Source organism: Bacillus sp. SORGH_AS_0510, assembly GCF_030818775.1.
In the GTDB taxonomy this organism is placed as follows: Bacteria; Bacillota; Bacilli; order Bacillales; family Cytobacillaceae; genus Neobacillus.
Genome location: NZ_JAUTAU010000001.1, coordinates 963,832 through 988,015, shown reverse-complemented (window position 1 = coordinate 988,015; position 24,184 = coordinate 963,832). Strand labels below are relative to the sequence as shown.

Genomic DNA, 24,184 nt, shown 5'->3' with positions numbered 1-24,184 from the left:
CATATCTTTAAAGGAAATCTACATATCTATTAAATAGACCGATAGCCCCTCCGCGTTTTCTTCTTGACAGCCTGGGCAATTTGCTTTAATATATCTCAAGTTCAAGATTTTTACATTACGAAAATTTTTTCAAAACAAAGGGGATATATATATGAAGAGCAGAACAACTGTGATGGTTAGTATTGTTCTTGCGATGCTGGTTGCGTCCATCGATTCAACGATTATGAATACGACGATGCCCATCATTGCAAAAGAATTAGGCCGGTTTGACCTCTATGCGTGGTCGTTCGCGTCCTATATGATTACCAGCACCATTCTTTCTCCTGTGGCTGGTCGGTTATCCGATTTATTCGGACGTAAAAGAGTCTTTGGCACCGGAATCCTCCTATTCCTAGTTGGATCGCTCCTTTGCGGAATTTCCGCCAATATGGTGCAGTTAGTCCTTTTCCGTGCCGTACAAGGAATTGGCGCTGGATTCATGATGCCATTCCCTGCAATTATTGCGGGTGACTTATTTTCCGTTGAAAAACGAGGCAAAATCCAAGCCTTATTTACAGCGATGTGGGGCTTATCTGCCGTCCTCGCTCCATTGCTTGGTTCGTTTTTCGTTGAGTTTATGACTTGGCGCTGGATTTTCTTTGTGAATCTACCGGTGTGCTTAATTTCGTTTGTCACCCTGCTGCCTTACAAAGAAAATTATCAACCTAGAAAAGCGAAGGTCGACTACATTGGCGCCATTCTGTTTGCCATTGGTGTCACGTTCCTACTATTAGATACGATTGTAAAGGATAATCGCGTTCTTTTCGCAATTATTGGAATTGTCTTCTTGGTAGTTTTTTACTTTTTCGAAAAGAAACAAGAGTCACCAATTGTTCCACTGTCTATGTTTAAAAATAAGATGATTTCTCGCATCAACATCAATGCTTTTATTGGAACGACGGCTTTATTCGGGGCATCCAGCTTCGTTCCCTTGTTCTTGCAAAATATTGCCGGCCTGTCGCTGTTCCTTAGCGGGGTTGCCTTACTCGGAACGGCGATTGGCTGGATGGTGGCGGCCGTACCTGCGGGTAAATGGATTCTCAAATACGGTTATCGCATTCTATTAATAATCGGGAATGCGTTATTATTCTTGTCTGGCGCCTTGTTAACGATGCTAGACCCAAGCCACGGGTTCTGGTTTGTGTTCTTAGTGATGATTGTTCAAGGATTAGCGTTTGGTCTTCTTACAACCGTGGGAATGATCGGCGTCCAACAGCTTGTCGGCCCAACGGAAAAAGGAATCTCGACTTCATTCTTTATGTTCTGCCGAAATATGGGGACCGCGATTGGCGTCACCATCATGGGGGCATTATTAACAAGTGGAGTGAATTTCATGGAAGGCATTCACCACCTCTTTATTTTCGGATTCGTGGGCAGTATCTTAGCGTTTCTAACCTCCTTCCTGGTTCAGAAGGATTCATCATCCGAACAGCAAGGATTAGTAGCTAAACCGAAAATGAGTTAAAAAAACAAAAAAAGAGGGGACAGTCCCCCGGCGCGCTAAAGCGCTGGGGGACTGTCCCCATTTCTATTATTTCTGTTTCTCCAGCCCATTTACATCAATAAACGGCGTGGCTCCTCCTGTAACGCTCGGTAGACGGCCATCCCATTTTTCTAAAGCTTTTTCTTGGACTTCGATTTGTTTGAGTTGGATTAATTCCGGAGTGACTTCTTGCTTTTTCAAACGTAAGGCTTCGGCTTCTGCTCCCGCTTGAGCGACCTTCTGTTCCGCTTCAATTTTGATTCTTTCGAGGTCCCGCTGTGCCCGTAACGCATTTTGCTCTGCGGTTTGCTTGGCTTCGATGGCCTTATTGAATTCTTCGCTAAAAGCGAATTCTTTAATATTAATATCTTCTAGAATCATATAATATTTGGTTAATTTCGCTGCAAGCATCTCTTTGACTTTTGCTGAAACCTCCGGTCGTTTGGAAATCAATTCTTCCGCTGTATATTGTGCCGTAATGGCTTTTAGAGCTTCAGCAATCGCAGGGTCAACAATCCTGGAACGGTAATCCATTCCGATGTCTTGATAGAGTTTATTTACAGCTTCTGGATTAACAGAAAAGTTAACGGCTACATTGGTGGTAACGGTTTGTAGGTCCTTTGAAGCGGCCGTCTGCGAACTTTCTTCCTTTTGCACCCGTACCTCAATCGGTTGAACGGTTTGGATAAATGGAAGCTTAAAATGAAAGCCTTCCGTTAAAATCGTTGGCTTAACAGCCCCTAATTGCAACAGTACTCCACGATAACCTGATGAAACAGTGGTGGTCGAAAAAAAGCCAACTACTAAAATAACAATGGCAATGGCTCCACCAATTATCGACCTCTTATATTGCATGCTGCTCCCCCCTTTAAAACAGATCTCCTCCATGTTTCCTTCAAAAATGACTGTTTACATAACTTTATGAAAATCATTCTGACTTTATTCAACCAGGCCAAAAATGGGGACAGTCCCCCGTTGCGCTAAAGCGCCGGGGGACTGTCCCCAATCTTTTTTATTTTTTCATCCACTCAGGCTTCCCAAAGCCTTTGAACTTTTCGTCGATGACTTTTTCAAAGTCTGCAGATTCTACAACTTCTTTAATATCTTTTGCAAGCTGGGAATCTTTGTTTTCTGTTTTGACAGCCACGATATTGCGATAGGAATCTAGCATGTTTTCTAGTGCTAATGCATCAAGCAGATTCATTTTTGCAGCTAATGCGAAGTTTCCTGGTACTGCTGCTAAATCCACACTGTCCACCGACCGAGGAAGCTGACCCGCTTCAATCGCTTGGAACTTTAGTTTTTTCTTATTTTCAACAATATCCTTCTCAGATACTTTCAACGGATCGGCACTCTCGTTGATTGTAATTAAGCCTTCATCGCGAAGTGTATTTAAAGCACGTGCTGCGTTTGTTGGGTCATTCGGTAAAGTTACGGTCGCTCCGTCCTTTACTTCAGCCAATGATTTGTACTTCTTAGAGTAAAGTCCCATTGGTGCTGTTGGTACAGAAATCAATGCAGACAGCTTCATGTTGTTTTCCTTCGCAAAATTCTCTAGATAGATAGAGTGCTGGAATAGGTTTGCTTGGATGTCCCCATTATCTAATGCTTTGTTTGGCTGAATGTAATCGCTGAATTCTACAATTTCAACTTTGTAACCCTTCTTTTCTAACCCTGGAACAATTGCTTCCTTCAACATATCGCTATACGGGCCAGCAGTAGCACCTAATTTAATGTCCTTTGATTTTGCCTCTGCTTTGTCCTTGCTGTCAGAACTGCTGCCGCAAGCGGCTAACGCACCCACGACTACTACTAAAATCATTGCTAAAAACCACTTTTTCATGACCTTTTCCTTCTTTCCTTTATCTTCTTTTATCTACAACTTTGGCAACAAAATCACCAAGCAGTTGAATAACCTGAACTAAAATAATTAATATTACGACAGTGGCAATCATGATTGTATTGTCATAGCGATAATATCCAAAGCGAATCGCTAAATCGCCAATTCCTCCGCCGCCGACTGTACCAGCCATTGCCGAAAACCCTATTAAACTAATAAGGGTTAACGTAATACCCGATATGATTCCTGATCTCGCTTCAAGAAGCAAGACATCTTTTATAATCATGGTTGGCGTTGCGCCCGCCGCAATCGCTGCTTCAATGACCCCTTTGTCAATTTCCCTTAATGCGGTTTCGACAATCCTAGCAAAGAATGGAATCGCCGCCACTGAAAGTGAAACACTTGCGGCAGTTGGTCCAATCGTCGAACCAACAATGAGGTTGGTTAATGGTATAAGCGCCACCAGCAAGATAATAAATGGAATCGAACGAATCAAGTTCACCAAGAATCCCATCGTTACTTGAATGAAGCGGTTTTGTAAAAACAAGCCTTTGTCAGTAACAAATAACAGGATTCCTACTGGAAGGCCAATGACGATGGAAATCGCTAAGGATATCAGAATCATGTAGATCGTTTGTAAAAAAGCTGTATTGATATCAGGGATGAGCTCCACCAGATGCTGAAAATCAATGCCCATTATGTAACACCTCCACTTGTGCCGCACGGTCTTCGATGTATTGAAGCGCCGAGGAAACTTCCTCCTTCGCACCTTTCAGTTCCATAATGAAAATGCCCAAAGGCAATTCTTGTATATATTCAATCGAACCATGGAGGAAGTTCCCTTTTAGACTGAATGTCTGCAACATATCGGAAATGACACCCTCTCCGGCGACTTTTCCTTTAAATAACACCTTGATGATAGGACCATCACAGCTAGACAGGATTGATTGCGGAATGTCAAAGGAAACCACACTATCAATAAACTCTTTGGTGAGTTCCGCTTGGGGATTAGCAAATATGTCGTAGACCGCACCCTCTTCAATGACTCTGCCGTCTTGCATGATCGCCATTCGGTGGCAAATTTCTTTCACTACATCCATCTCATGTGTGATGAGAATAATCGTAATGTTAAGCTCCTTGTTGATCTTTTTTAATAGATTCAAGATCGACTTGGTTGTGGTCGGATCGAGTGCGGAGGTTGCCTCATCACATAATAAGACTGTTGGATTATTGGCGAGTGCCCGTGCAATCCCTACCCGCTGCTTTTGTCCTCCGCTCAGCTGGGCTGGGTACACATCGCGCTTATCCGCAAGTCCCACCGTTTCTAGTAATTCCATCACACGAGTGCTGATTTGATTCTTCGGATAGTTAGCCGCCTTCAGTGAAAAAGCAATATTCTCATACACGGTTTTCTGACTGATGAGGTAAAAGTGTTGAAAAATCATGCCGATCTTTAATCGGGCTAAGCGTAGCTTCTCCCCTTTTAAAGAAATAAGGTCCGTCTCATCGACAGCAATGCTTCCCGAAGTCGGCCGTTCCAATAGGTTGATGCAGCGGAGCAACGAGCTTTTCCCTGCACCAGAGTAGCCTACGATGCCATAAATCTCGCCTCGTTGAACATTTAAGGAAACGTCATCGACTCCCTTGACCGTGCCATTTTTCGTTTTATATTCCTTTGTTAGATGACGAATTTCAATCATAACGAGGACCTCTCTTTCTAAATAAGCGATATTTTATGTTTTTTCCTTTCTCCAATTAACAAGGGAGAAATAGTTGGTTTTTCCATAAAAAAAATGCCCCTTTCATCTGAAAGGAGCATCGAAATACAAACAATTATTTCAAGCTTATCTTTCAGAATGAAAGTCATTCTGCTGGAATTGGCACCTTCCCAATTAGGGGGTTGCCGGACGTCATAGGGCCAAGTCCCTCGGTCGCTCTCGATAAGAATTATTAGTTTTTTTTAACATTTTTGATATTACTAATCTAGTTTTATCTTGTCAATCCTCAGAAAATATTATTTTACTATTGTAAGTGTTTCCATTATTATCAAATCAACTATTTAGGTACTCTAAAAAATTTTTTTGGGGACAGTCCCCCGGTGCGCTAAAGCGCCGGGGGACTGTCCCCGCTCTACTAGATAAAGTTCTGTGTCGTGTTGTTCCTGCTGAACCGATACACGGCGATGAGGAAGAAGGCCGCGGCAAAGGCGAATAGGATGATGTAGTGTAGGTACAGGCTGCTGAAGCTGCTTCCTTCCTGCAGTTTCGTTAGAGTGTCTAATGTCCAGCGCTGCGGCAGGAATTCTGCGATTTTTTGCAACGCTTTCGGCATCACTTCCACAGGCCAAAAACAGCCGGAGAGCATAACCGTTGGGATGATGACTAAGTTTTGCAATGCACTCGCAGCATTCCGGCTGTTGGCAAAAGAGATAATCACCAATGACAACCCGACCGAAATCAAGGAGAAAAGGATCATGACAAAGGCCGCTTCCCAGAAAGATACGTTCACGCCCATATCAAAAACCGTTCTCATGATTGTTAGCGTAATTAACATCTGTACGGTCATAACGATCATATTCACGACCACATTCGCTAGTAAAAACTTCCTGGCATTGATTGGTGTCGATAGTAAACGGTAGTAGGTCCGCTGTTCTTTTTCCAAAAGAATGATTTCTGATAGATTCACAGCCGACATCAGCATAATCATAATCAAAAAGCCGATCGTTTGATTGGTCATATACTTATTTTTCGATGCATCCTCCACCGAATGAGTCGCAAGCTTATAGTGGCTTTGCTGATAGTCCGCCACCATCTGCTCGAACAGCGGCTGATTCCCCTCTGCTGCTCGGCTGATGGTTGCTAGATTATTAATATATTGATATAAATACGATTTCACGAAGCCAGTCACGGCTGCCCCTTTGATGGAGCTAATCTCGATATGATTAGGCGAACCCTTCAGCACGCTTTCCGAGAATCCTTTTTCAAAGGTAATTACAGAGTCCAGCTTACCGGATGTCACCCGTTCCTTTCCCTGTGCGGTGTTCACCTCGGAAACCTTTACATTCTCTAGCCCTTTGAGAAATTCAATCGTATGGTCCGTAATCTCACTTTTATCTTGATTCACGACGCCTATTGCAAGGATTGGTGTTTGCCCCCCTCCATAGGCAAGCAGCGCAATGAAAATCCCAACCAACGGCATACAGAGAAACATGATGATGTTTTTCCGTTTGCGAAACGTCATACGTAAGGTGTTTTGAATTATCCAGAGGATATCTTTCATTTATAGCCCCTCCCTTCTTTTTAAAGAAATAACTGCTACTAGTAAAAATAGGAGTGACCCAGCCAAATTAATTGAGATTGCAGGGATGGCCGCAGAAAGGTCATTCGCATAGATTAATTTCGTTAAGCCGTTGTTCATCCAGGTAAGGGGAGAAAGTTCCGTAATAAATTTGAAGAAACCCTCAGGATTCACAATTCTAAAATAAGACCCGCCAAAGAAGGAGGACAACTGGGCAACGAGTGTAATGATCACTTTTGGAGCAGCATGTGTTTTGGACAAAAAGCTAATCCCAATCCCTAGGCTCACTGCAAAAATAATCTCCGTCAAGAGTACCAGGTAGACCATCCCTTCATGATCGCCCCAATTCGCATCGAATAACAGCTTGCTCAACTGAACCACGAGCAAGGCAGATATGCTGCTGCTAACAAGACTTCCAAGTACTTTTCCGATAAAAATGTCACTTTTTCGAATCGGAGAGGCAATCAGACGATTTGCCGTCCCTCTCACACGTTCCTCCACAATTAACGAACTAGCTGACATCGCCCCGTACAAGATAATCATTGTCGTGATCACTATCGCATAATAGTCCATCGAACTCGGTTGCTTATCAGGTTGAAGCGAGGTTTCTTTGATAAAATTCCCGTTGCTTTCTTCGGAAAAAGCAATGGCCATCTTATCCGGCGCCGCCTTCATGATTTCAGTGGCAATATTGTATCGGTCGACATAGGCAGAAAGCATGCCTTGAAGGATATTTGCTTCGATGCTGTTGCTATTATTGAGAAAGAGCTGAAGCCCCTCATCTGTTACCTTTACGTAGCCGTCCACTTTACTTTGCTGCACGTCTTTTTTTGCCTTGGGTTCATCGGTGGCTTTTTTAAAATGAACGCCCGACTTTTTAACCTCCGTGATGAAGGGCTGGAAGTTCTCTCCCTTTGTCGTATCTGTGTATAACACGTGGATATCATCCACAGGAAGACTCGTCGTAAACGTATTCGACAGGGCGGTTCCCAGGACAAGCATCAAGACAATCGGAAAGAGGAGCATGAAAAACAAGGTTCTTCTGTCACGGAAATCTGATTTGATTTCCTTCCAAGCAATACTGAAAATGTTCATGGTCGTTCCCTCCTTTCCTTATTGGTCCCGTAAATTCCTGCCGGTTAACGTTAAAAAGACCGTCTCTAGGTTTGGCGCTTTTTCCTGCAGCGAACGGATTTCGATATGCTCGCTCATAAAGTGCTCAATGATGTGATTTAAGTTGTTAACGCCGGTATCCGAGTTAATTTTAATAATGTTTTCATCGATTGAAACCGCTTCGACCCCTTTAATTTCCTTAATGGCTTGAACGTTCACGTGTTCCGTTGATTTGACCTCTATCCACAAATCCTTTGTATTGGTGATGATTGATTTCAGCTGTTCCTTCGTGCCTTCTGCAATGATTTTTCCATGGTCGATAATAGCAATTTGCGTGCAGATTTCTTCGACTTCCTCCATATAGTGGCTCGTGTAAATGATCGTACAGCCCATCTCATTTAGCTTGCGGACCGAATTGAGGATGTAATTACGCGATTGTGGGTCGATGCCGACCGTTGGCTCATCCATGATAATCAGCTTTGGTCGATGGGCAATGGCACAGGCAATATTTAGGCGGCGTTTCATCCCGCCGGAAAAACTTTTCGGATAACTTTTATGGCGATCTTGTAATCCAACAAATTCTAAGGCCTCTTCGACCCGTTCCTTTAATTCCGCTCCGCGCAGGCCATACAGACCAGCAAAAAATTTCACATTTTCATAGGCCGTCATGTCCTCGTAAATGGCGAGGTCCTGCGGCACCATTCCAATATTCATTTTGGCGTATCGACTGTGTTTGGCCGTATCCTTACCGAGAATGGAAATCGTCCCCTCGTTGCTGCGTAAGAGGCCGGCAATCATGTTAATGGTCGTACTTTTCCCCGCCCCCATTGGATCCGAGGAACCCAAATATTTCTCCTTCTTTCACGGATAAGCTCATATGGTCGACAGCAATAAAATCACTGAATTTTTTCGTTAAGTTTCTAATTTCTAACACGTTCATCCTATTCACCCCTGCTCCCTTGTATAGTTCAAGTATAAAAAAAAGAATGAACCTGCATAAGTGCAATCGTTCATTCTTTTTACATGAGAATCTTCATGTTTTGCTTGTGAAATGATCATGGTGACTGGTTGGGCAACGTCGTCTTATATGAAAAACTTCACGGCGGTAGGTTCTGAGCTAAAAACCTCATGCTTGTGTGATCGGCAACAGAGTCGTGACCGAAAACCCATGCGTACTATCCACAATGATTTTACCATCCACAGAAGCCGTCCGTTCCTCCATCCCCATAATCCCAAGACCCTTCTTAATCATCTCCGTGCCGACGCCATTATCCTTCACTTCAACACGGATGATTTTGTTTAGTACTTTAACATCCACAGAAACCAGTGTTGCACCTGAATATTTCATGGCATTCGTTAATGACTCCGTGACATTCTCATGGATAATTTTCCATTGAATCGGCGTGATGTGGTCTAAATTTCCCTCATAGGTTAGGACGGTCTTGATGGATTGCTTCGCGTTGAAATCATCGAGCAAAAGCTTCATCCGGTTTATCCCCACTTGTTCGGTCGGCGGCTTCATATTTTTCAACGTCATGCGAATCTTCTCAATCCCCTCCTTGGAGATGTTGATGGCGTTTTGCAAGAGCTCGGTGGCTTTTTGCTTGTCGCTCTCCATCAAACGTTTGGCTGCCTCCATTTGAAAAAGAGCCCCCGTCATGGAGTGGCCGATTTTATCATGAATCTCCTGTGAAATTCGATTCCGTTCCTCTAATTTAAAGGTGTATTCCGACTGGCGGATGTATTCGGTATTTTCATTGATATTCTTCGTTAACCTGTGGAGCGTTTTTCGCATCGTATCGATCTGGGCTTCATTTTTTTCCAGTTTCTCTTGATACAGGTGTGCCATGGTAAAAATTAAAAAACAAAGAATCGTCACTAAGCTGTAAATGGGCTGGAGTTCGACCTTTATGTAAAGGATGGGAACCATGGATACAATCAACAGAGTGAGTCGGCTATGGACAAATTCGGCTGCCAGTTCAATAATTGCAAGCGGTAGGAACAAGCAAAATAAGGGTAATACAAGAACATAGGAAAGGACCGAGAGACCGATGGTGAGTATTAGCAACACCCGTTTGACAGTGTAATTTTTAAAGATATACATCGTAATATTTAGACAAAAGTACAGTAAAAAGGTGAGGACCACCCATGAGAAATGATTGATTTCTCCACGGATACAAGTAACCGCGATATACACTAAAAGACTAACCTTAGTAAAAATCATCCAAAGTTCCATCTTTACTCTACTTTCCCCGTCAGATAGTAAATCGCGATTTGGGTGCGGTGCTCCAGTCCCGTTTTATTTAGGACCGAGGTGATATAATTGGCGACCGTCCCTTCAGAAATAAACAATTCCTTTGAGATAGTTTTGTTGGAATAGCCTTTGGCAATCAAGGACATGATGGCGCGCTCTCTCTCGGTAAAAAGAGTGAGGTCCAACTTGGTTTCAGACGGATTCGTGCCGCTGCCCAGGTTCGATTTCAGCTTCTCTAAAATGACGTCCTGAATAATGCTATTTCCTTTGTACACACTTTTGATGGCATCACGGATTTGTTCCGGGTCGTTATTTTTCAATAAATATCCTTTCGCACCATTCCTAATGGCATCCGTTATGTATTCATCATCATCAAAGGTGGTGAGGATGATTGGCTTCGTATTCGTTTTTTCGGTAAGAATCTTGGTAGCTTCCACCCCATTCATATTGGGCATGCGGACGTCTAACAAAGCAATATCAACCTCATGTGTTTGGCAGTATTTCACGGCTTCATTTCCATCTCCTACGGTGTCTAGGACCTCGAATTCTGTATAGGTAGATAGAATGATTTTTAATCCTTCGCGAATAAATGAGTTATCATCGGCAATTATGACTTTTATTTTCATCAGCTGGGGAGCCCCTCCCTAAATTTGACTATATCTATCTGCTATTATAGCAAGATTATGGTAAAAGATTGAATAGCAAGTAATAGCCCCCGAATCGCTCGTTATAGTCCTTGATACCTCCACCACTATTTTTCCATATTTTTTACATACCTCTTGACTTATTTTTTTGTTATGATAGAAAACAATTGCAACTAGTTTGTAAGTTTTTAGGAGGTTCTGTTTTATGAGAGCTCGAAAAAAGAAAAGAAAGTTAAGAAAATGGGTAAAAGTGACGGGCGCCATCCTTCTTGCGATAGGAATCGGCGGCGGTGCGTACGGTTACTCTGTATATAAATCTTTAAATAACGCGGTTGATTCGATGCATCAGGCGTTTGACCGAAAATCAGATAAACGCAAGGAACCAGTTGTGGTGGAGAACAAGGAGCCATTTTCCGTGTTAATGCTTGGTGTGGACGAGCGTGAAGGGGATAAGGGCCGTTCGGACACGATGATTGTGTTGACGGTGAATCCGAAGAATCATACGGTAAAAATGCTGAGCATTCCACGTGATACTCGCACGGAGATTGCCGGAAAAGGAAAAGTAGATAAAATTAACCATGCCTACGCATTCGGCGGTGTGCCGATGGCGATGAATACGGTGGAGGATTTCCTTGATATTCCGATCGATTACTATATCCAGGTGAACATGGAAGGCTTTAAGGATATGGTGGACGCGGTTGGCGGTGTGACAGTGAATAACGATTTAGAATTCACGCAGGATGGTTTCCATTTTGCGAAGGGTAAGTTGAAGCTTAGTGGTGCAGAAGCGTTGAGCTATACTCGAATGAGACACGAAGACCCTCGCGGCGATTTCGGCCGTCAAATGAGACAGCGTGAAATTATTCAGGGTGTCATTGATGAGGGCGCAAGCTTCTCCAGCTTGAAAAACTTTGCTGGCATTTTTGACGTGCTTGGTAAAAACGTGAAAACGAACCTGACCTTCAAACAAATCGTGTCTATTCAAAAAGGCTACGACGTGAAGGATACAACAATTGAGCAAATGGAGCTAAAAGAAGAAGGAACTCGAATCAACAACATCTACTACGGATTAGTTTCTGCAGAAGAAAAGCAGCGCGTACAAAACATCTTACGTGCACAGCTGGATTTATAATCATTTGTTGGGGACAGTCCCCCACTGCGCTAAAGCGGTGGGGGACTGTCCCTACTTTTTATTTAATGTAATAAATTTTTCCTTTGTTAACCCATACTTCTGTTTTTCTACCTTTTTCATCTACTCCTCTAACTAAATAAAAAGGGCCAAGTTCTTTGTCATTTTCGCTGATCTGTTGATTGATACTAAAGACTTTGACCAGTTTTGTATTTTTCAACACTAGCTCACTTGCTAATTGTGCCTCGCTTTTTGGAGTCTTTTCCGCTCTCTCTTTACCTTTTGTGCTCAATTCTTTTGCAGTAGAAACTTCCGATTTGTCAGCCGTCTTAGTCGCTTCCTTATCTTTTGAGCATGAAATAAGCGATGCCACTAGTAGGGATGTTAGTACAAGCAGAACAAATTTTTTAAACAAAGGACTGGCTCCTTTCTAAGAAAGTTCTCAAACAAACACACGTTTCAAAAAAGTCGACCCCAGAAAATAAAGGCCGGCACTCTTACACTTGGTTAGTTAGAAAGATTAATACGCAATTGATCCATTCCAACTAATTTTCCATCTTCGACACTAAATTTAAGATTTAATACATACCACTTCGATTCAGATTCTAACCAAATACCATCTAATTGATAGGATCCATTTGGTACGACCAGACCAAAGCTTCCGTCTGCAGCTGTTTTCGCATTAAACCATTGATCACCACTAGTGGAATGGAAACTAAAAACAACATTGCCTAACGCTTCTGTTCCTTTCGTTAATACACCTGTCACGTTTTTAACTGGTGCAGTCGGAATCGTCACATCAAGCGTAAGTGAACCAGAAACAGTAAATTCCTTTTGTAGCTCATACCATTTGCCATCTTTATCAACCCAAATACCTTCAAGCTTGTAAGATCCATCTGGTAGACTGAACTTAAAGTTACCGTTCGCATCGGTTTGTGCATCATACCAAACACCAGTTGTCGTATGAACACTGAAGATCGTATTCGCTAATGGAGCATCCCCTTGTTTTAAAGTACCCGTTACATTTCCATCAACAGAAGTCACATTGACGAGTAATTGGTCTCCTCCCACTAGCTTCCCATCTTTTACAGTAAATTGTTGATTTAATACATGCCACTTGCCTTTTGCTGCTTCCCATATTCCATCTAATTGATACGTTCCATCTGGCACCTTGACTGCGAAATTCCCTTTCGCGTCTGTTCGTGTATCGTACCAGTTGGCGCCATCAAGTGTATGGACGCTAAAGGTGATGTTAGCAAATGCATCGCCATTTTTCGTTAATTTACCTGCAATGTTCCATTTGGCTGGGTCTATTGGAACTTGATAATCATTCGCGTTAATGACTAATTTGTTTCCATTTACAAGACCATTTTTAATCGTAAAGGATCCGTTTAATGGATACCAAGTCGGAGCGGCCCAGACACCATCAATCTTATAATCTCCATCTGGAAGATTATGTGTGAAGTTTCCATTTGTATCGGATTTTAAATCGTACCAAACTTGGTTTGCACCAGCTGTATACACGCTGAATGTAATGTTAGCTAATGGTTGGCCATCCAATAATAATTGACCTTTACCTGCATCTGGATTTGGTTCTGGATCAGCGGCCTTTCTTGTGACGGTGATTTCTTTTGAAGCAGAGTTTTGTGCATCATCATCGACCATAATCTTGACTTTGTTATCTCCTTCAGTCAAGCCATCTATGGAGATATTGAAAGAACCATCTTGATTAAGTGTAATAGCCGTTGTTCCTACTTGTGTTTCACCTTTGCTATTTGTTAATTGATACTTCGCTTTTAGTTTCGAATTGATGTCATACCCTTCTTCAAATACCTCTTCAACACCTGGTTCCCAATCGATATACGAGTCATTCAGGCTTCCGGATAGGTCAAATTTAGTCGTGTTTGTCGTATAACTGGCTTCAGTTACAATGGTTGGAGCTTTTGTTTTAACAAAAATCGGTCCAACCCATCCTGAAGCAGCAACCGCTGTTTGAGCTTGGTTTAAAGTGGTAATATCAATCGTGTATACACCGTCAGCAGCAAGAACTTTCTTGCTTGTTCCCCAATCCGTATACTGTCCATTGAAGGCAAGTGTTTTTGCTCCAACTGTTGTAGAAGAGGAAGCAAGTAAGTAGCCTAAATATCCGTCACCATATTCACCGGCTTCCTGATGGAAGGCATCCCAGACTTCAATATAAGTGGTGTATTGACGGTTATGGAATTCATAACGTAACGTTGTGCTGTCTAATTTTCCATCCCCATTTGGTGAGATCACTTTACTATCAATTGAGTAGCTCTTTAAGCCAGTTGGAGGAGCAAAGTTACCAGCAAACGGTAATATTAATTTCGTTTTACCATTCGTAATATGGATATAACCTAAAATTTCATTTCCGCTTGTTCCCGATCCTTTTGGAACATCTAATGTTACTTTTAACGCTTGTTCTCCTGAAGCAGCCAGGTTAAAGCTTGATTGATCAACCGATACTTTTGCAGCTGCTAACGTACCCGTTGCCGCCTTTGTTGTTTGCACTGTAACAGTATAATCACTTGCTTCCCCAGTTAGGTTTTTCACGACAATATCTCTTACTACCTTGGATTCAGCGGTGGTGCTTGTTGCCACGTTACCGAATGTAACCGTACCTTTGATATTTTGATAGGTTTTTCCGGAGAAACTTGTCTGATCGGTGGAATAGGCTAATGCCTCAGTAGTTGCAGCCTTTAACGGTTGCACTCGTCCAGGTCCTTGTGAGAAAACATCATATTTGGTTACATCTAGTTGTTTCGATGTATTGGAAATCGCTACCTTCAGATCAAATGGTGTCCAATCAGGATGTTCTGATTTTAGTAACGCAGCAATACCTGAAACATGCGGAGTTGCCATACTTGTTCCAGTGAAACGATCATAGGATTCAGAGTAATCAGCGTTTGGATAATCCTTTCCATAAGCTGGAACCGACGACATGATATTCGTACCTGGAGCAGACACGTCTGGCTTCAAATCGAAATTCGGATTTGCTGGTCCACGTGAACTTGAGCTATTGATATCATCTCCAGCCGTTTTGGCAGAAGTAAAATTACCAAAAGTCACAGTCGCCTTTTTCGTTGCTAACGCAGTTCTAAGCGCAGTACCATCTGTAGTTGACATATCAAATGTCGGAATGAAATGGAACGAATCCCCTAGGAAAATTCCTGCTGGAGTAGTTCCCGTATTATTATGAATAATCGCAGCCACTGCTCCTGCTTTTTTCGCTGCAGCAATTTTATCAACGAACGCAATACCGCCTCCACGAGAAACAAGGGCTACTTTTCCATTGACGTCTAAGCCTGTATAATCGGCATCTACTCCAAAGTTTGGAACAGCTACAACGTCATAAGTACCTGTTAATAAATCACTTGGCTCTGTACCGAATTTCCAACCCATAAGGTTCATATTATAGGGAGTTGGTGCGGTTCCCTCAGCTGTTACAGTCGCTTGGCCAGCCTTTGTTGTTTCAGGAACAGTAGAGTTTGCTACAGAAATAGCAAATGCAGCTACCCCAGGACTTCCAATTGTTCCGCGATTTGGACCGTCATTACCAGTTGCGATGACAGCCGTTACACCCACAAGGGCAGCATTGTTAATAGCAATCGCGTCTGAAGAGGTTTGGGTATTATTGCTGCCACCTAATGATAGGTTGATAATATCCATTTTCTCTTGGGCGGCTTTATCAATGGCTGCAATAATGCCAGAGTTAGCACCGCTTCCATAGGCACCTAATACGCGGTAGGCATATAAATCTACCTTTGGAGCAAGACCTTTGATCCCAAATGGATTTTTCCCTTGTGCCGCAATGGTTCCAGCAACGTGTGTACCGTGCTCGGTATAGAAGGCACTACCATCGGAATTAAACTCCGCTTTATTGCCCGGACGATCTAAAGGAGTCGTTTCATATGGATCATCCGCAGCTCTAGTTCGTGCATAGTTCGCAGAGTTGGACTGATCGATAAAGTTGTATCCACCTTTGTATACGCCCTCAAACTCAGGGTGATTATAGTCAATCCCAGTATCAAGGACTGCTACTTTTACCCCTTGTCCTTGATAGCCTAAGCCCCAAACAGATGGAACTTCTAAGAATGGATTGCTCGTATTCATGGTTGCATTCTTTTGATCACCAGGCACAACTTTTTCTCCAAGTGCAACTTTTTCTGCATCTGGTTCGACTAATTTAACACCATCAACTGAAAGAAGCTTCGCCACGTCACTAGCTTTTAATTTTAAGGCCAATCCGTTGAAGGTGTAGTTGTAAGTAAAGCCAACCTTTGCCGCAATGCCCTTTGCACTTAGGTTGGTTTTAAATTTTTGCTGTTGAGTAATAACTTTTTGTTGAATCGCCTTTTCTTCTGTTTTTGAAGTCGACTTACCAGCTTGTTTGTTGATTCCTTTAACTAAAGCAACTGGGTATTCAGACAACTCAACAATGACGGCGACTTCTTGATTGCCTTTAAGGTTTTTTAGACTGGGATGCAAAACAGGTCCTTGAGCTAAAGCTGCCTTTTGCTGTGCAATTAGATTTTTTGCTAATGAGTTAGATTCATTGCTTACTATGTTCTCTTTTTTCTCTAATCGTTGCGTAGCTGCAGCCCCATATGATGGGAAAAGCATGGTGAAAATAATTGTTAATACTAGATAATTGATACCTAATTTCCGCCTATTCCTACCCTTCAACCTTCCAATCCCCTTTCAAAACTATGAAATTTTCCGCAATAAAATAATGTGTTCACCTCCTTTAAAATATAGGCACTGTTAAATTTACCTGTTGGTTTCCGCTCAAGAAGCGAGCGGTACGGGGGTATTTCGGCGAGACTCCACGTAGCCTACGCCTCCGGGGGCTCCCCTGAACCATATTCCTACAGGACATTGTCATCGAATCTACACCGCACGAAGGAAATGCGATAGCATTTTCGAGGAGTCTTCGTGCCTTCCGCACCAATTAACGGGTGTAAAAATCAACACTGTTCTTAAAAAAACAGCCATAATATAAAAAAGTAGGGGAATGCCTAAAAACTTCTAAAATAGCAGAGAAACTATCCTACTTTATGTATGATATAGAACCATTTATACCTACTATTTTACTTAATAATTAAGAGAAATTATGATGTGTGGTACAAGTTGGAGAAAAATTGAGAGAGAGTTAAGGTTTCGTTGTCTAAAAAAGTGAATATTCAGTTATTTAATTGTACTTTATATTCACCTAGTAGTAAAGTCCTAAAAAGGGAAAACGGAAGCTTCTGAATCGACTCTATTTCCTTTTAATAAAGCTCTGTTGAACTTGTCTGTTGATTTTCGCTCAAGAAGCGAGCGGTGGGTCGTTTCGGCTAGTCTGACTCCACGAAATCAACAATGAAGGGACAGTCCCCCGCCACGTTAAAGCAGTGAGGGACTGACCCCGGATTGGTATCCTTCTGGATTTTTCTTTTGCCATTTCCATGAATCTCGACACATGTCTTCTATTCTTCTTGTTGCTCTCCAGTCTAGTTCATATTTTGCTTTAGATGGATCCGCATAGCAGATGGCAATATCTCCTGGTCTTCTATCACTCATTCGGTAAGGGATTTTTACTCCGGTTTCTCTTTCGAATGCAGCAATTAACTCTAAAACGCTATATCCGGTGCCTGTTCCTAGATTGTATGCTTCTATTCCCACTGAAAACATGACTTTCTCTAAGGCTTTAAGATGCCCGTTAGCAAGATCAATTACATGAATATAGTCTCTTACACCAGTTCCATCAACTGTTGCATAATCACTTCCGAATACCAGGAGCTCCTTCATGGTCCCCATGGCAACCTGAGTAATGATCGGCATTAAATTATTCGGGAAACCATTAGGGTCTTCACCAATTAAGCCACTTTCATGTGCACCAATCGGATTAAAATAACGTAATAGCGCAATACTCCATCTATCATCCGAGTTATACAAATCTCTGAATAGTTCCTCTAAAATCAACTTAGTTCGTCCGTAAGGATTGGTTGCATTCAATTTACAATCCTCTGAAATAGGTACTCTTTCCGGCACACCATAAACTGTAGCAGATGAACTAAATACTAGTTTATGGACACCGAATTCCTTCATCACCGTACAAAGATTCAGTGTTCCCATTATATTAGTTTGGTAGTAGTAGAGGGGCATATGGACCGATTCTCCAACAGCTTTTAATCCAGCAAAATGAATCACTGCCTCTATGGAATGATTGGCAAACAAGCTTCTCAACCCCATAGCATCCAACAAATCTAACTCATAAAAGCTAAAATCCTTACCAGTAATTTGGCTGATTCTCTGTAATGATTCTGGCTTGCTATTTGAAAAATTATCTAGAATGATAATCTCGTAACCGCTATTTAGTAGTTCCACACATGTATGACTACCAATATACCCTGCTCCGCCTGTAACCAAAACCGCCATAACCAAACCATTCCCCTCTATCAAAAAATCATCATTTCCTGACATCTACCATGATTGTAACACCATTAAATAGAATTTTCTCTCTATTTACAATAATATTATTATTCACAAATTCCTTATAGATTACATAGGACTTTTGTAATATAATTCAAAATATATGCTTACTTTTACAAAGTGATGAGTTGCAGTGATAAGGAGGAGCGAGTCTGATGAAATTACTCAATGAGATTAATCCCCATAACGAAATGCTGCCAAAAAGCAAAATACTTTATTCCAGTGTCAAACATGCCATTGATATCGTTATTAGTATTTGTTTCTTAACCACGCTTTCTCCTTTATTCCTTTTGGTCGTTCTATTGATTAAAGCAGATTCACCCGGAGCCGTTTTTTACACACAAGAACGAATAGGACTGGGTGGGGTTCCGTTTTATATAATTAAATTTAGAACCATGCATACGGACGCAGAAAAGAATGGTCCTCAATGGGCAGACCATTTTGACCCAAGAATCACAAAAGTTGGCTATTATTTAAGAAAATATCGAATCGATGAAATTCCACAGTTTTTTAATATTTTGCGCGGGGAAATGTCCATCATTGGTCCACGACCCGAGCGCTTAGTCTTCATTGAAGAGTTTGAAAAAGACCTTCCTAATTTTCGTAACCGTCTGCAAGTGAAACCTGGAATTACTGGTTTGGCACAAATCAACGGAGGTTACGAGCTTTCCCCCAGTGAAAAACTTGAATTGGATTTACAATATATTTATCAATTTTCATTTTTACTAGACTTAAAGATTTTTTTAAAATCAATTCCCGTTATCTTGTTCTCAAAAGGGTGGAGATAGGCTGTGAAGAGGATTCTATTTTACGAGAGTCGTCCGGAATGGGGTGGAGCTCAAAAATGTGAGCTTGAACTACTTAATGCACTTGAAAACAATGCCTTACAAACCTACTTTCTTACCTCCACCGACGGACCCATGAATCATCGTGTATCAGCACATGGGAAAAGTGTATTTCTGATTCCTATCAGTAGGCACATTGACAACATCCGCAAGGGGCAAGTAAGAACCGGTTTATTTTTTTTACTTATTCAAGTATTTTACTTACTGCCTCATTTCATAAAAGTCATGTTCTTTATTCTACGGAATCGGATTGACATCATCTATACTAGTCAATTTCGATCACAGCTCGTTATCGGCTGGCTAGCCAAACTCCTTGGTAGAAAGGTCATATGGCATATCCATGGAGAAGAGAAAATTGACAATCTATTAGGAAGAATATGCATTACAACAGCAGATAAAATAATTGTTGTTTCTCAACTATTAAATGATAGATACTGTACTCTCTATCCAAACAAGATTGACAAATTCATCACGGTACATAATGGAGTAGACAGCCCCTCTCTATCAAATACACACATCAAGAACAGTGAATTCACCATAAGTATGGTAGGAACTTTAATTGAAGGAAAAAGGCAGGACCTAGCCATCTTGGCTGTTGCAGAGCTTATCAAAATGGGATATAACGTCCAGCTAAAAATAATAGGCGAGAAGCCTCCATGGCTGAAAGAAGACTATTTCCTTTCCTTACAAAGACTAGTCCATCAATTAGGGCTCGCAAACTCTGTGTTATTTCTAGGTTGGCTGGATCAGCCGTGGAAGGCATTACTCCAATCAAATGTGTTCATTTTGCCTTCGGATACAGAAGGATTACCTCTTTCAATAATTGAAGCCATGGCTATAGGACTTCCCGTCATATCAACCAATGTTGGAGGTGTACCGGAATTAATTGAAGATGGAAAAACCGGTTTTATTATTCCACCTGGTAATGTTGAGGAATTAGTTAGAAAACTTAAAAAACTTATAGAATCTCCCTCCGCTTGTGAGCAAATGGGCAAGGAAGCTCTCAAGAGGTATGAGACCCGTTTTACGAAAGAATTATTTGTTAAAGGAGTGGCAGGTGTCATCCACACCGTAATTCAATGAAAATCCTTTATGTAATTACAGGCGCAGATATAGGTGGTGCACAGAGGCATTTACTCTATCTTTCTAATTGGTTTTCAAAGCAAGGTCACGAAGTACACGTGGTTTTGGGAGAAGATGGACCTTTCAAGGATGAGCTCGAAAAGCAAAATATAAAGGCAATCGTGATTCCGATACCAAGAACCATTAAGTGGAAAGAAGACTTATATGCCTTATGGAATTTAAGCCGGTTTATTCAAAAAGGAGGCTATGATGTTGTCCATTCTCACAGCTCAAAAGCGGGAATCATAGCCAGACTTGCCTCTTTCATGAATCGAGTAAGGAAAAACATCTATACAGCACATGGATTCGTATTTAATGATCCAACATTAACAAAGAAAAAGAAATACTTTTACTTATGGCTTGAAAAATCATTTAGCTGGATATCATCCCATATCATTACGGTTTCAGCCTATGACTATCATCAGGGAGCAACGTATGGAATGAAGGAACAGAAATTATCTGTCATTTATAACGGGATTCCTGAAAATCAAATTCTTTCACAATCTGAATGGGCGGTAAAGCAGAAAAGGCTTCGCCATACGAAAAGAAAAATTATAGGGTTTGTCGGCCGATTTGCATCAGAAAAAAATTTGGATATGCTGCTTCGGGTCGCCTCACATTTTACGGATGAAAATGTAGAGTTTTGGCTTATTGGGGATGGCCCCCTATTTAATCATTATCAACGTGAAGTCATGAAACAGAATCTACAGTCGACGATTCTGTTAAAGGGTAGTCAGGACAATGTGTATGAATGGATGGACCAAATGCACGTGATGATAATTACTTCTCATAAAGAAGGTTTTCCTTATGTTTTTGTTGAAGCATGTGGGAGGGGACTTCCGGTAATTAGTACAAATGTGGGTGGAATAAAGGAAGTTCTTGACTCACATGGTAAGGAAAACCTCCTTGTCCCTATCAATGGAGATGATGAAATGGTCCAACGGCTTCATTCCATACTTTCTGATGATACCATTCGCTTAGACCTAGGTATGTATTGTTTAGAGATTGCTCAACAATTAACTGTGGAACAAATGTGTGTAAAAACCAATAATGTATATTCTAGTTAATCTAAGGGGACCATGAGCATGAATACTTTCATAAATAAAAGTCGGATTGGCCGCGATACCATAATCTATATTCCTGTATTTTTAACACCTGCACTGGTCAATATCATCTTGCTGATGGTCTTTACGAGATATTTCTCACCAAAAGAATATGGTACCTATACTATTGTGGTGAATACAACGATTATCTTATCCTCCCTATTAACACAGTGGATTATATTATCGATCCAAAGATTCCGACCGGAATACAGTCATAAAGGGACGATTAATGAGTTTAATCGTCATCTAAACCACCTCCTCTTATATCTCTCTCTAGGTTTTGTCCTTTTGAGTATTCCCATGTATCTATTTTTACCATTTAGTCTACAACCCTACCAAGAGTATTATTGGCCCTCAGTACTACTGATTACGAGTTCTATTTACTTTATGGTACTAAGCGGAATCTATCAAGTTGACTTGCAATCTAAGAAATACCGAAACCTAAATGTGATCCAATCCCTTTTGAAGTTACTAATCATAATTGGGATGGTTAACTATTTACACTTGGCACCTGTTGCTTTTGTCTGGGGTTCTTTACTAGCCCAGCTATTGGTTACAACCCCCATGCTTCGATATGTTCACACCAATAGAATGTTTAAACCTAAAAAGACAAGTAAGGATTCATTTCGCAAATTTGTGAAGAAATTATGGACATATGGTTTCCCATTAATTGGATGGTACATTGGAACCACCGTTATGAATCTAACAGATCGATTTATGATTGAGTATTTCCGTTCATCACATGAAGTTGGGATTTATTCTGCTAATTTTACCATTGCAGTGCAGGCAATTGCTTTAATTTGCAACCCATTGTTTTTTGCCGTTCAGCCCAGAATGATGAATGAAATTCAACAAAATAAAGATAAAGAGTATATTGAACAGAAAATATCTCACTATACGCAATTATTTATCATGATCTCTTTACCTTTTGGTGTCTATTTTTCAATCTATCGAAAGGAAGTAAGTTCCCTCTTACTCGGTGAACAGTTTACTAGCGGAGCAATCATTATCCCCATATTAATCTTTGGCTTTTTCGCTTGGAATATTGGCTTATACGGACAACTTGTCTATCAAATAACTAAAAAGACAAAGGAAATGTTTTATTTTGTAACAGTGGCAGCAATAGTGAATTTTGCTCTTAATCTTTATTTTATTCCTCAATGGGGCTATGTGGGAGCCGCTATTTCAACCACTATCGGATTTTTCTTGTATAGCTCATTACTTTATTTTTTCTCATTCAGACTAATCCAATGGAAATTCCCCTGGATGGTATTAGGGAAAAATTCTATACTAGTCTTAACACTTTCTTTACCGGTAATTTTTGTAAAAAATATATATTTACAAGGTGTTTCCCCTCTAGTTAGTATGTTAGTAGGAATACCTTATTTCCTTATTTACATAGGAGCCGTATTCTTTCTTTGGAAAAATACACTAAAAAATATCCTAGCCTGAACAATATATGGAGTGATTAGAGAAATGACCATAAAAAAAATGAACCTATTTAGATTACTACTGATTAGCCTATCGATGGTCGTTCTTATTACAATCTATAAAGTCCCAGCCTTTGGCAGCCTAGGAATATTCCTTTGTGGTGTTTTTCTTTTACCTGTTATTTTCTCTTTCATCTATAAGCATCGGGGAACTTTTATCTTATTTGTATTTTTCTGCAGCTTTGGCATCATGAATACAGACATCAAACTCTTTGACCTCTTATTTATTATCGTAGGTTCCATTTATTGGGTAAAGCAAAAGGAAAAATTTCTGGCAATGCAACAGGTTAGGTCTATAAATTATGCTTTTCTACTATTTATTGGGATTACTATGCTCTCGATACCTAACAGCACTAATATTAGTGAAGGTATCGGCTACTTTATACATACCGTGTTTATGATAGCCATTTACTATTTTCTCTCAATTCTCATTCGAACGAAAAAGGAATTTTACTCCATAATTTTGGGCTATATTTGCACCGTCCTGGTTACAGTATTAGTGGTAATAGTACAGAAATTGGGGTTCATAGGTGATATGGGTACTTGGTTTCAAGGGGTTCGTGCGCAAGGATTTTTTATGGACCCGAATGACTTTTCACCGTTCTTGATCCTCGCTATTTTCCTTTTGATTGAACGGGCATTTTCTTATCATTATGTTTCCATTCATTATTTTTTCTGTTGTTTCCTTGCTGGGACTGTATTTGCCGTTTTACTTGCTAGTATGTCACGTGCAGCTCTATTAAATTTCACCATCGTGTCACTTATCTATCTTTATTTCTCTATTTTTCATAAGAAAAAGTACGGTCAATCCTTCATATTGGTCGGTATGATACTGCTAACAGTAAGTGTAACCCTAATAGTAGCAGGGGATTCTATTATGCATGATCTCTCTATCCGATTTTCCGGATCAACAGACGTATTGCAGTCATATGATGCGGATCGATTCTATTATCAGCGGCAAGGAATAATACTCGGCTCTACACATCTTTTCGGAATTGGCCCTGGACAATTTGAACTCCTATTCAACTATGCCACACACAATTTATTTGTCCGAATTATCGCAGAGAATGGTTGGCTCGCCTTCCTGATGTTTGTTATGGTCATTCTGTATATTTTATCTCGCCTTTTTCATTTTCGAAAAAAGGAAGTCTGGAATCTGCCCGTTTATTTATTTTTAGCGGTTTTTATCGGTGTAATTGTTAATAGCTTCTTTCTAGACACCTTACATTGGAGATACCTTTGGTTTATCTTAGGACTTTGCACTATACTATTAAATAACGCTTCTAAAGTAAACATAGAAAAAGGAAAACAATAACCCTTCATCGGGTTG

At 40.9% G+C, this 24,184-nt stretch carries 18 protein-coding genes, 1 pseudogene and 1 riboswitch; of the genes and pseudogenes, 7 read left to right on the top strand and 12 right to left on the bottom strand.

Features of this window, described 5'->3' with window-relative positions:
* Positions 1-151: 151 nt before the first annotated feature.
* On the top strand, positions 152-1,504 hold the full coding sequence (locus QE429_RS05245) for an MDR family MFS transporter (RefSeq protein WP_307284821.1): 1,353 nt from the start codon (positions 152-154) through the stop codon (positions 1,502-1,504).
* Between the two features lie 66 nt (positions 1,505-1,570).
* Here QE429_RS05245 and QE429_RS05240 read toward each other — a convergent pair whose 3' ends face one another.
* The 9 genes and pseudogenes from QE429_RS05240 to QE429_RS05200 form a co-directional block, all read right to left on the bottom strand.
* Positions 1,571-2,377 carry a prohibitin family protein gene (locus QE429_RS05240; protein WP_307284818.1) on the bottom strand — a complete coding sequence of 269 codons (807 nt, stop codon included), beginning with the start codon at positions 2,375-2,377 and terminating at the stop codon, positions 1,571-1,573.
* A 157-nt stretch (positions 2,378-2,534) separates the two neighbouring features.
* The gene (locus tag QE429_RS05235; protein ID WP_307284815.1) at positions 2,535-3,365 is read right to left on the bottom strand and encodes a MetQ/NlpA family ABC transporter substrate-binding protein; all 831 of its coding nucleotides are present in this window, start codon (positions 3,363-3,365) and stop codon (positions 2,535-2,537) included.
* Positions 3,366-3,384: 19 nt separating this feature from the next.
* Entirely contained in the window at positions 3,385-4,059 is a 675-nt protein-coding gene (locus tag QE429_RS05230) for a methionine ABC transporter permease (protein ID WP_307284813.1), read from the bottom strand.
* Positions 4,049-5,062, bottom strand: coding sequence for a methionine ABC transporter ATP-binding protein (locus tag QE429_RS05225; protein WP_307284811.1), 1,014 nt, complete (start codon positions 5,060-5,062; stop codon positions 4,049-4,051). Before QE429_RS05225 ends, QE429_RS05230 begins: the two co-directional genes overlap by 11 nt.
* A gap of 141 nt (positions 5,063-5,203) precedes the next feature.
* A riboswitch (SAM riboswitch) is annotated at positions 5,204-5,309 on the bottom strand.
* Between the two features lie 186 nt (positions 5,310-5,495).
* Positions 5,496-6,641, bottom strand: coding sequence for an ABC transporter permease (locus tag QE429_RS05220; RefSeq protein ID WP_307284809.1), 1,146 nt, complete (start codon positions 6,639-6,641; stop codon positions 5,496-5,498).
* Positions 6,642-7,754: an ABC transporter permease gene (locus tag QE429_RS05215; RefSeq protein WP_307284806.1), complete on the bottom strand. Its 1,113-nt coding sequence runs from the start codon at positions 7,752-7,754 to the stop codon at positions 6,642-6,644. It abuts the gene before it with no gap.
* Positions 7,755-7,772: 18 nt separating this feature from the next.
* A pseudogene (locus tag QE429_RS05210) lies at positions 7,773-8,712 on the bottom strand (ABC transporter ATP-binding protein).
* Positions 8,713-8,898: 186 nt separating this feature from the next.
* Positions 8,899-10,008, bottom strand: coding sequence for a sensor histidine kinase (locus QE429_RS05205; RefSeq protein ID WP_307284804.1), 1,110 nt, complete (start codon positions 10,006-10,008; stop codon positions 8,899-8,901).
* A gap of 2 nt (positions 10,009-10,010) precedes the next feature.
* Positions 10,011-10,652, bottom strand: coding sequence for a response regulator (locus QE429_RS05200; RefSeq protein WP_307284802.1), 642 nt, complete (start codon positions 10,650-10,652; stop codon positions 10,011-10,013).
* A gap of 223 nt (positions 10,653-10,875) precedes the next feature.
* Here QE429_RS05200 and QE429_RS05195 point away from each other — a divergent pair, with 223 nt between their 5' ends.
* The gene (locus QE429_RS05195; RefSeq protein WP_307284801.1) at positions 10,876-11,802 is read left to right on the top strand and encodes an LCP family glycopolymer transferase; all 927 of its coding nucleotides are present in this window, start codon (positions 10,876-10,878) and stop codon (positions 11,800-11,802) included.
* A 58-nt stretch (positions 11,803-11,860) separates the two neighbouring features.
* Here QE429_RS05195 and QE429_RS05190 read toward each other — a convergent pair whose 3' ends face one another.
* From QE429_RS05190 to galE, 3 genes are all read right to left on the bottom strand, one after another.
* Entirely contained in the window at positions 11,861-12,214 is a 354-nt protein-coding gene (locus tag QE429_RS05190; RefSeq protein WP_307284799.1) for a hypothetical protein, read from the bottom strand.
* Between the two features lie 92 nt (positions 12,215-12,306).
* The gene (locus tag QE429_RS05185; RefSeq protein WP_307284797.1) at positions 12,307-16,506 is read right to left on the bottom strand and encodes a S8 family serine peptidase; all 4,200 of its coding nucleotides are present in this window, start codon (positions 16,504-16,506) and stop codon (positions 12,307-12,309) included.
* A gap of 699 nt (positions 16,507-17,205) precedes the next feature.
* Positions 17,206-18,240, bottom strand: coding sequence for a UDP-glucose 4-epimerase GalE (galE, locus tag QE429_RS05180; protein WP_307284795.1), 1,035 nt, complete (start codon positions 18,238-18,240; stop codon positions 17,206-17,208).
* Positions 18,241-18,449: 209 nt separating this feature from the next.
* Here galE and QE429_RS05175 point away from each other — a divergent pair, with 209 nt between their 5' ends.
* Genes QE429_RS05175 through QE429_RS05155 form a run of 5 tightly spaced genes read left to right on the top strand, consistent with a single transcriptional unit; the run spans position 18,450 to position 24,169 of the window.
* Positions 18,450-19,082 (top strand): sugar transferase, encoded by a 633-nt coding sequence (locus QE429_RS05175; protein WP_307284792.1) that lies wholly within the window; start codon positions 18,450-18,452, stop codon positions 19,080-19,082.
* 3 nt (positions 19,083-19,085) lie between these two features.
* Positions 19,086-20,222 (top strand): glycosyltransferase family 4 protein, encoded by a 1,137-nt coding sequence (locus QE429_RS05170; protein WP_307284790.1) that lies wholly within the window; start codon positions 19,086-19,088, stop codon positions 20,220-20,222.
* Entirely contained in the window at positions 20,219-21,328 is a 1,110-nt protein-coding gene (locus QE429_RS05165) for a glycosyltransferase family 4 protein (protein WP_307284789.1), read from the top strand. Before QE429_RS05170 ends, QE429_RS05165 begins: the two co-directional genes overlap by 4 nt.
* Before the next feature lie 18 nt (positions 21,329-21,346).
* Positions 21,347-22,816, top strand: coding sequence for an oligosaccharide flippase family protein (locus tag QE429_RS05160; protein ID WP_307284787.1), 1,470 nt, complete (start codon positions 21,347-21,349; stop codon positions 22,814-22,816).
* Positions 22,817-22,840: 24 nt separating this feature from the next.
* Positions 22,841-24,169 carry an O-antigen ligase family protein gene (locus QE429_RS05155; RefSeq protein WP_307284785.1) on the top strand — a complete coding sequence of 443 codons (1,329 nt, stop codon included), beginning with the start codon at positions 22,841-22,843 and terminating at the stop codon, positions 24,167-24,169.
* Positions 24,170-24,184 lie beyond the last annotated feature (15 nt).

Bases quoted from the DNA above. Each gene is read 5' to 3' on its own strand.
- QE429_RS05245 (WP_307284821.1), top strand. From the start codon at position 152: ATGAAGAGCAGAACAACTGTGATGGTTAGTATTGTTCTTGCGATGCTG.
- QE429_RS05240 (WP_307284818.1), bottom strand. From the start codon at position 2,377: ATGCAATATAAGAGGTCGATAATTGGTGGAGCCATTGCCATTGTTATT.
- QE429_RS05235 (WP_307284815.1), bottom strand. From the start codon at position 3,365: ATGAAAAAGTGGTTTTTAGCAATGATTTTAGTAGTAGTCGTGGGTGCG.
- QE429_RS05230 (WP_307284813.1), bottom strand. From the start codon at position 4,059: ATGGGCATTGATTTTCAGCATCTGGTGGAGCTCATCCCTGATATCAAT.
- QE429_RS05225 (WP_307284811.1), bottom strand. From the start codon at position 5,062: ATGATTGAAATTCGTCATCTAACAAAGGAATATAAAACGAAAAATGGC.
- QE429_RS05220 (WP_307284809.1), bottom strand. From the start codon at position 6,641: ATGAAAGATATCCTCTGGATAATTCAAAACACCTTACGTATGACGTTT.
- QE429_RS05215 (WP_307284806.1), bottom strand. From the start codon at position 7,754: ATGAACATTTTCAGTATTGCTTGGAAGGAAATCAAATCAGATTTCCGT.
- QE429_RS05205 (WP_307284804.1), bottom strand. From the start codon at position 10,008: ATGGAACTTTGGATGATTTTTACTAAGGTTAGTCTTTTAGTGTATATC.
- QE429_RS05200 (WP_307284802.1), bottom strand. From the start codon at position 10,652: ATGAAAATAAAAGTCATAATTGCCGATGATAACTCATTTATTCGCGAA.
- QE429_RS05195 (WP_307284801.1), top strand. From the start codon at position 10,876: ATGAGAGCTCGAAAAAAGAAAAGAAAGTTAAGAAAATGGGTAAAAGTG.
- galE (WP_307284795.1), bottom strand. From the start codon at position 18,240: ATGGCGGTTTTGGTTACAGGCGGAGCAGGGTATATTGGTAGTCATACA.
- QE429_RS05175 (WP_307284792.1), top strand. From the start codon at position 18,450: ATGAAATTACTCAATGAGATTAATCCCCATAACGAAATGCTGCCAAAA.
- QE429_RS05165 (WP_307284789.1), top strand. From the start codon at position 20,219: ATGAAAATCCTTTATGTAATTACAGGCGCAGATATAGGTGGTGCACAG.
- QE429_RS05160 (WP_307284787.1), top strand. From the start codon at position 21,347: ATGAATACTTTCATAAATAAAAGTCGGATTGGCCGCGATACCATAATC.
- QE429_RS05155 (WP_307284785.1), top strand. From the start codon at position 22,841: ATGACCATAAAAAAAATGAACCTATTTAGATTACTACTGATTAGCCTA.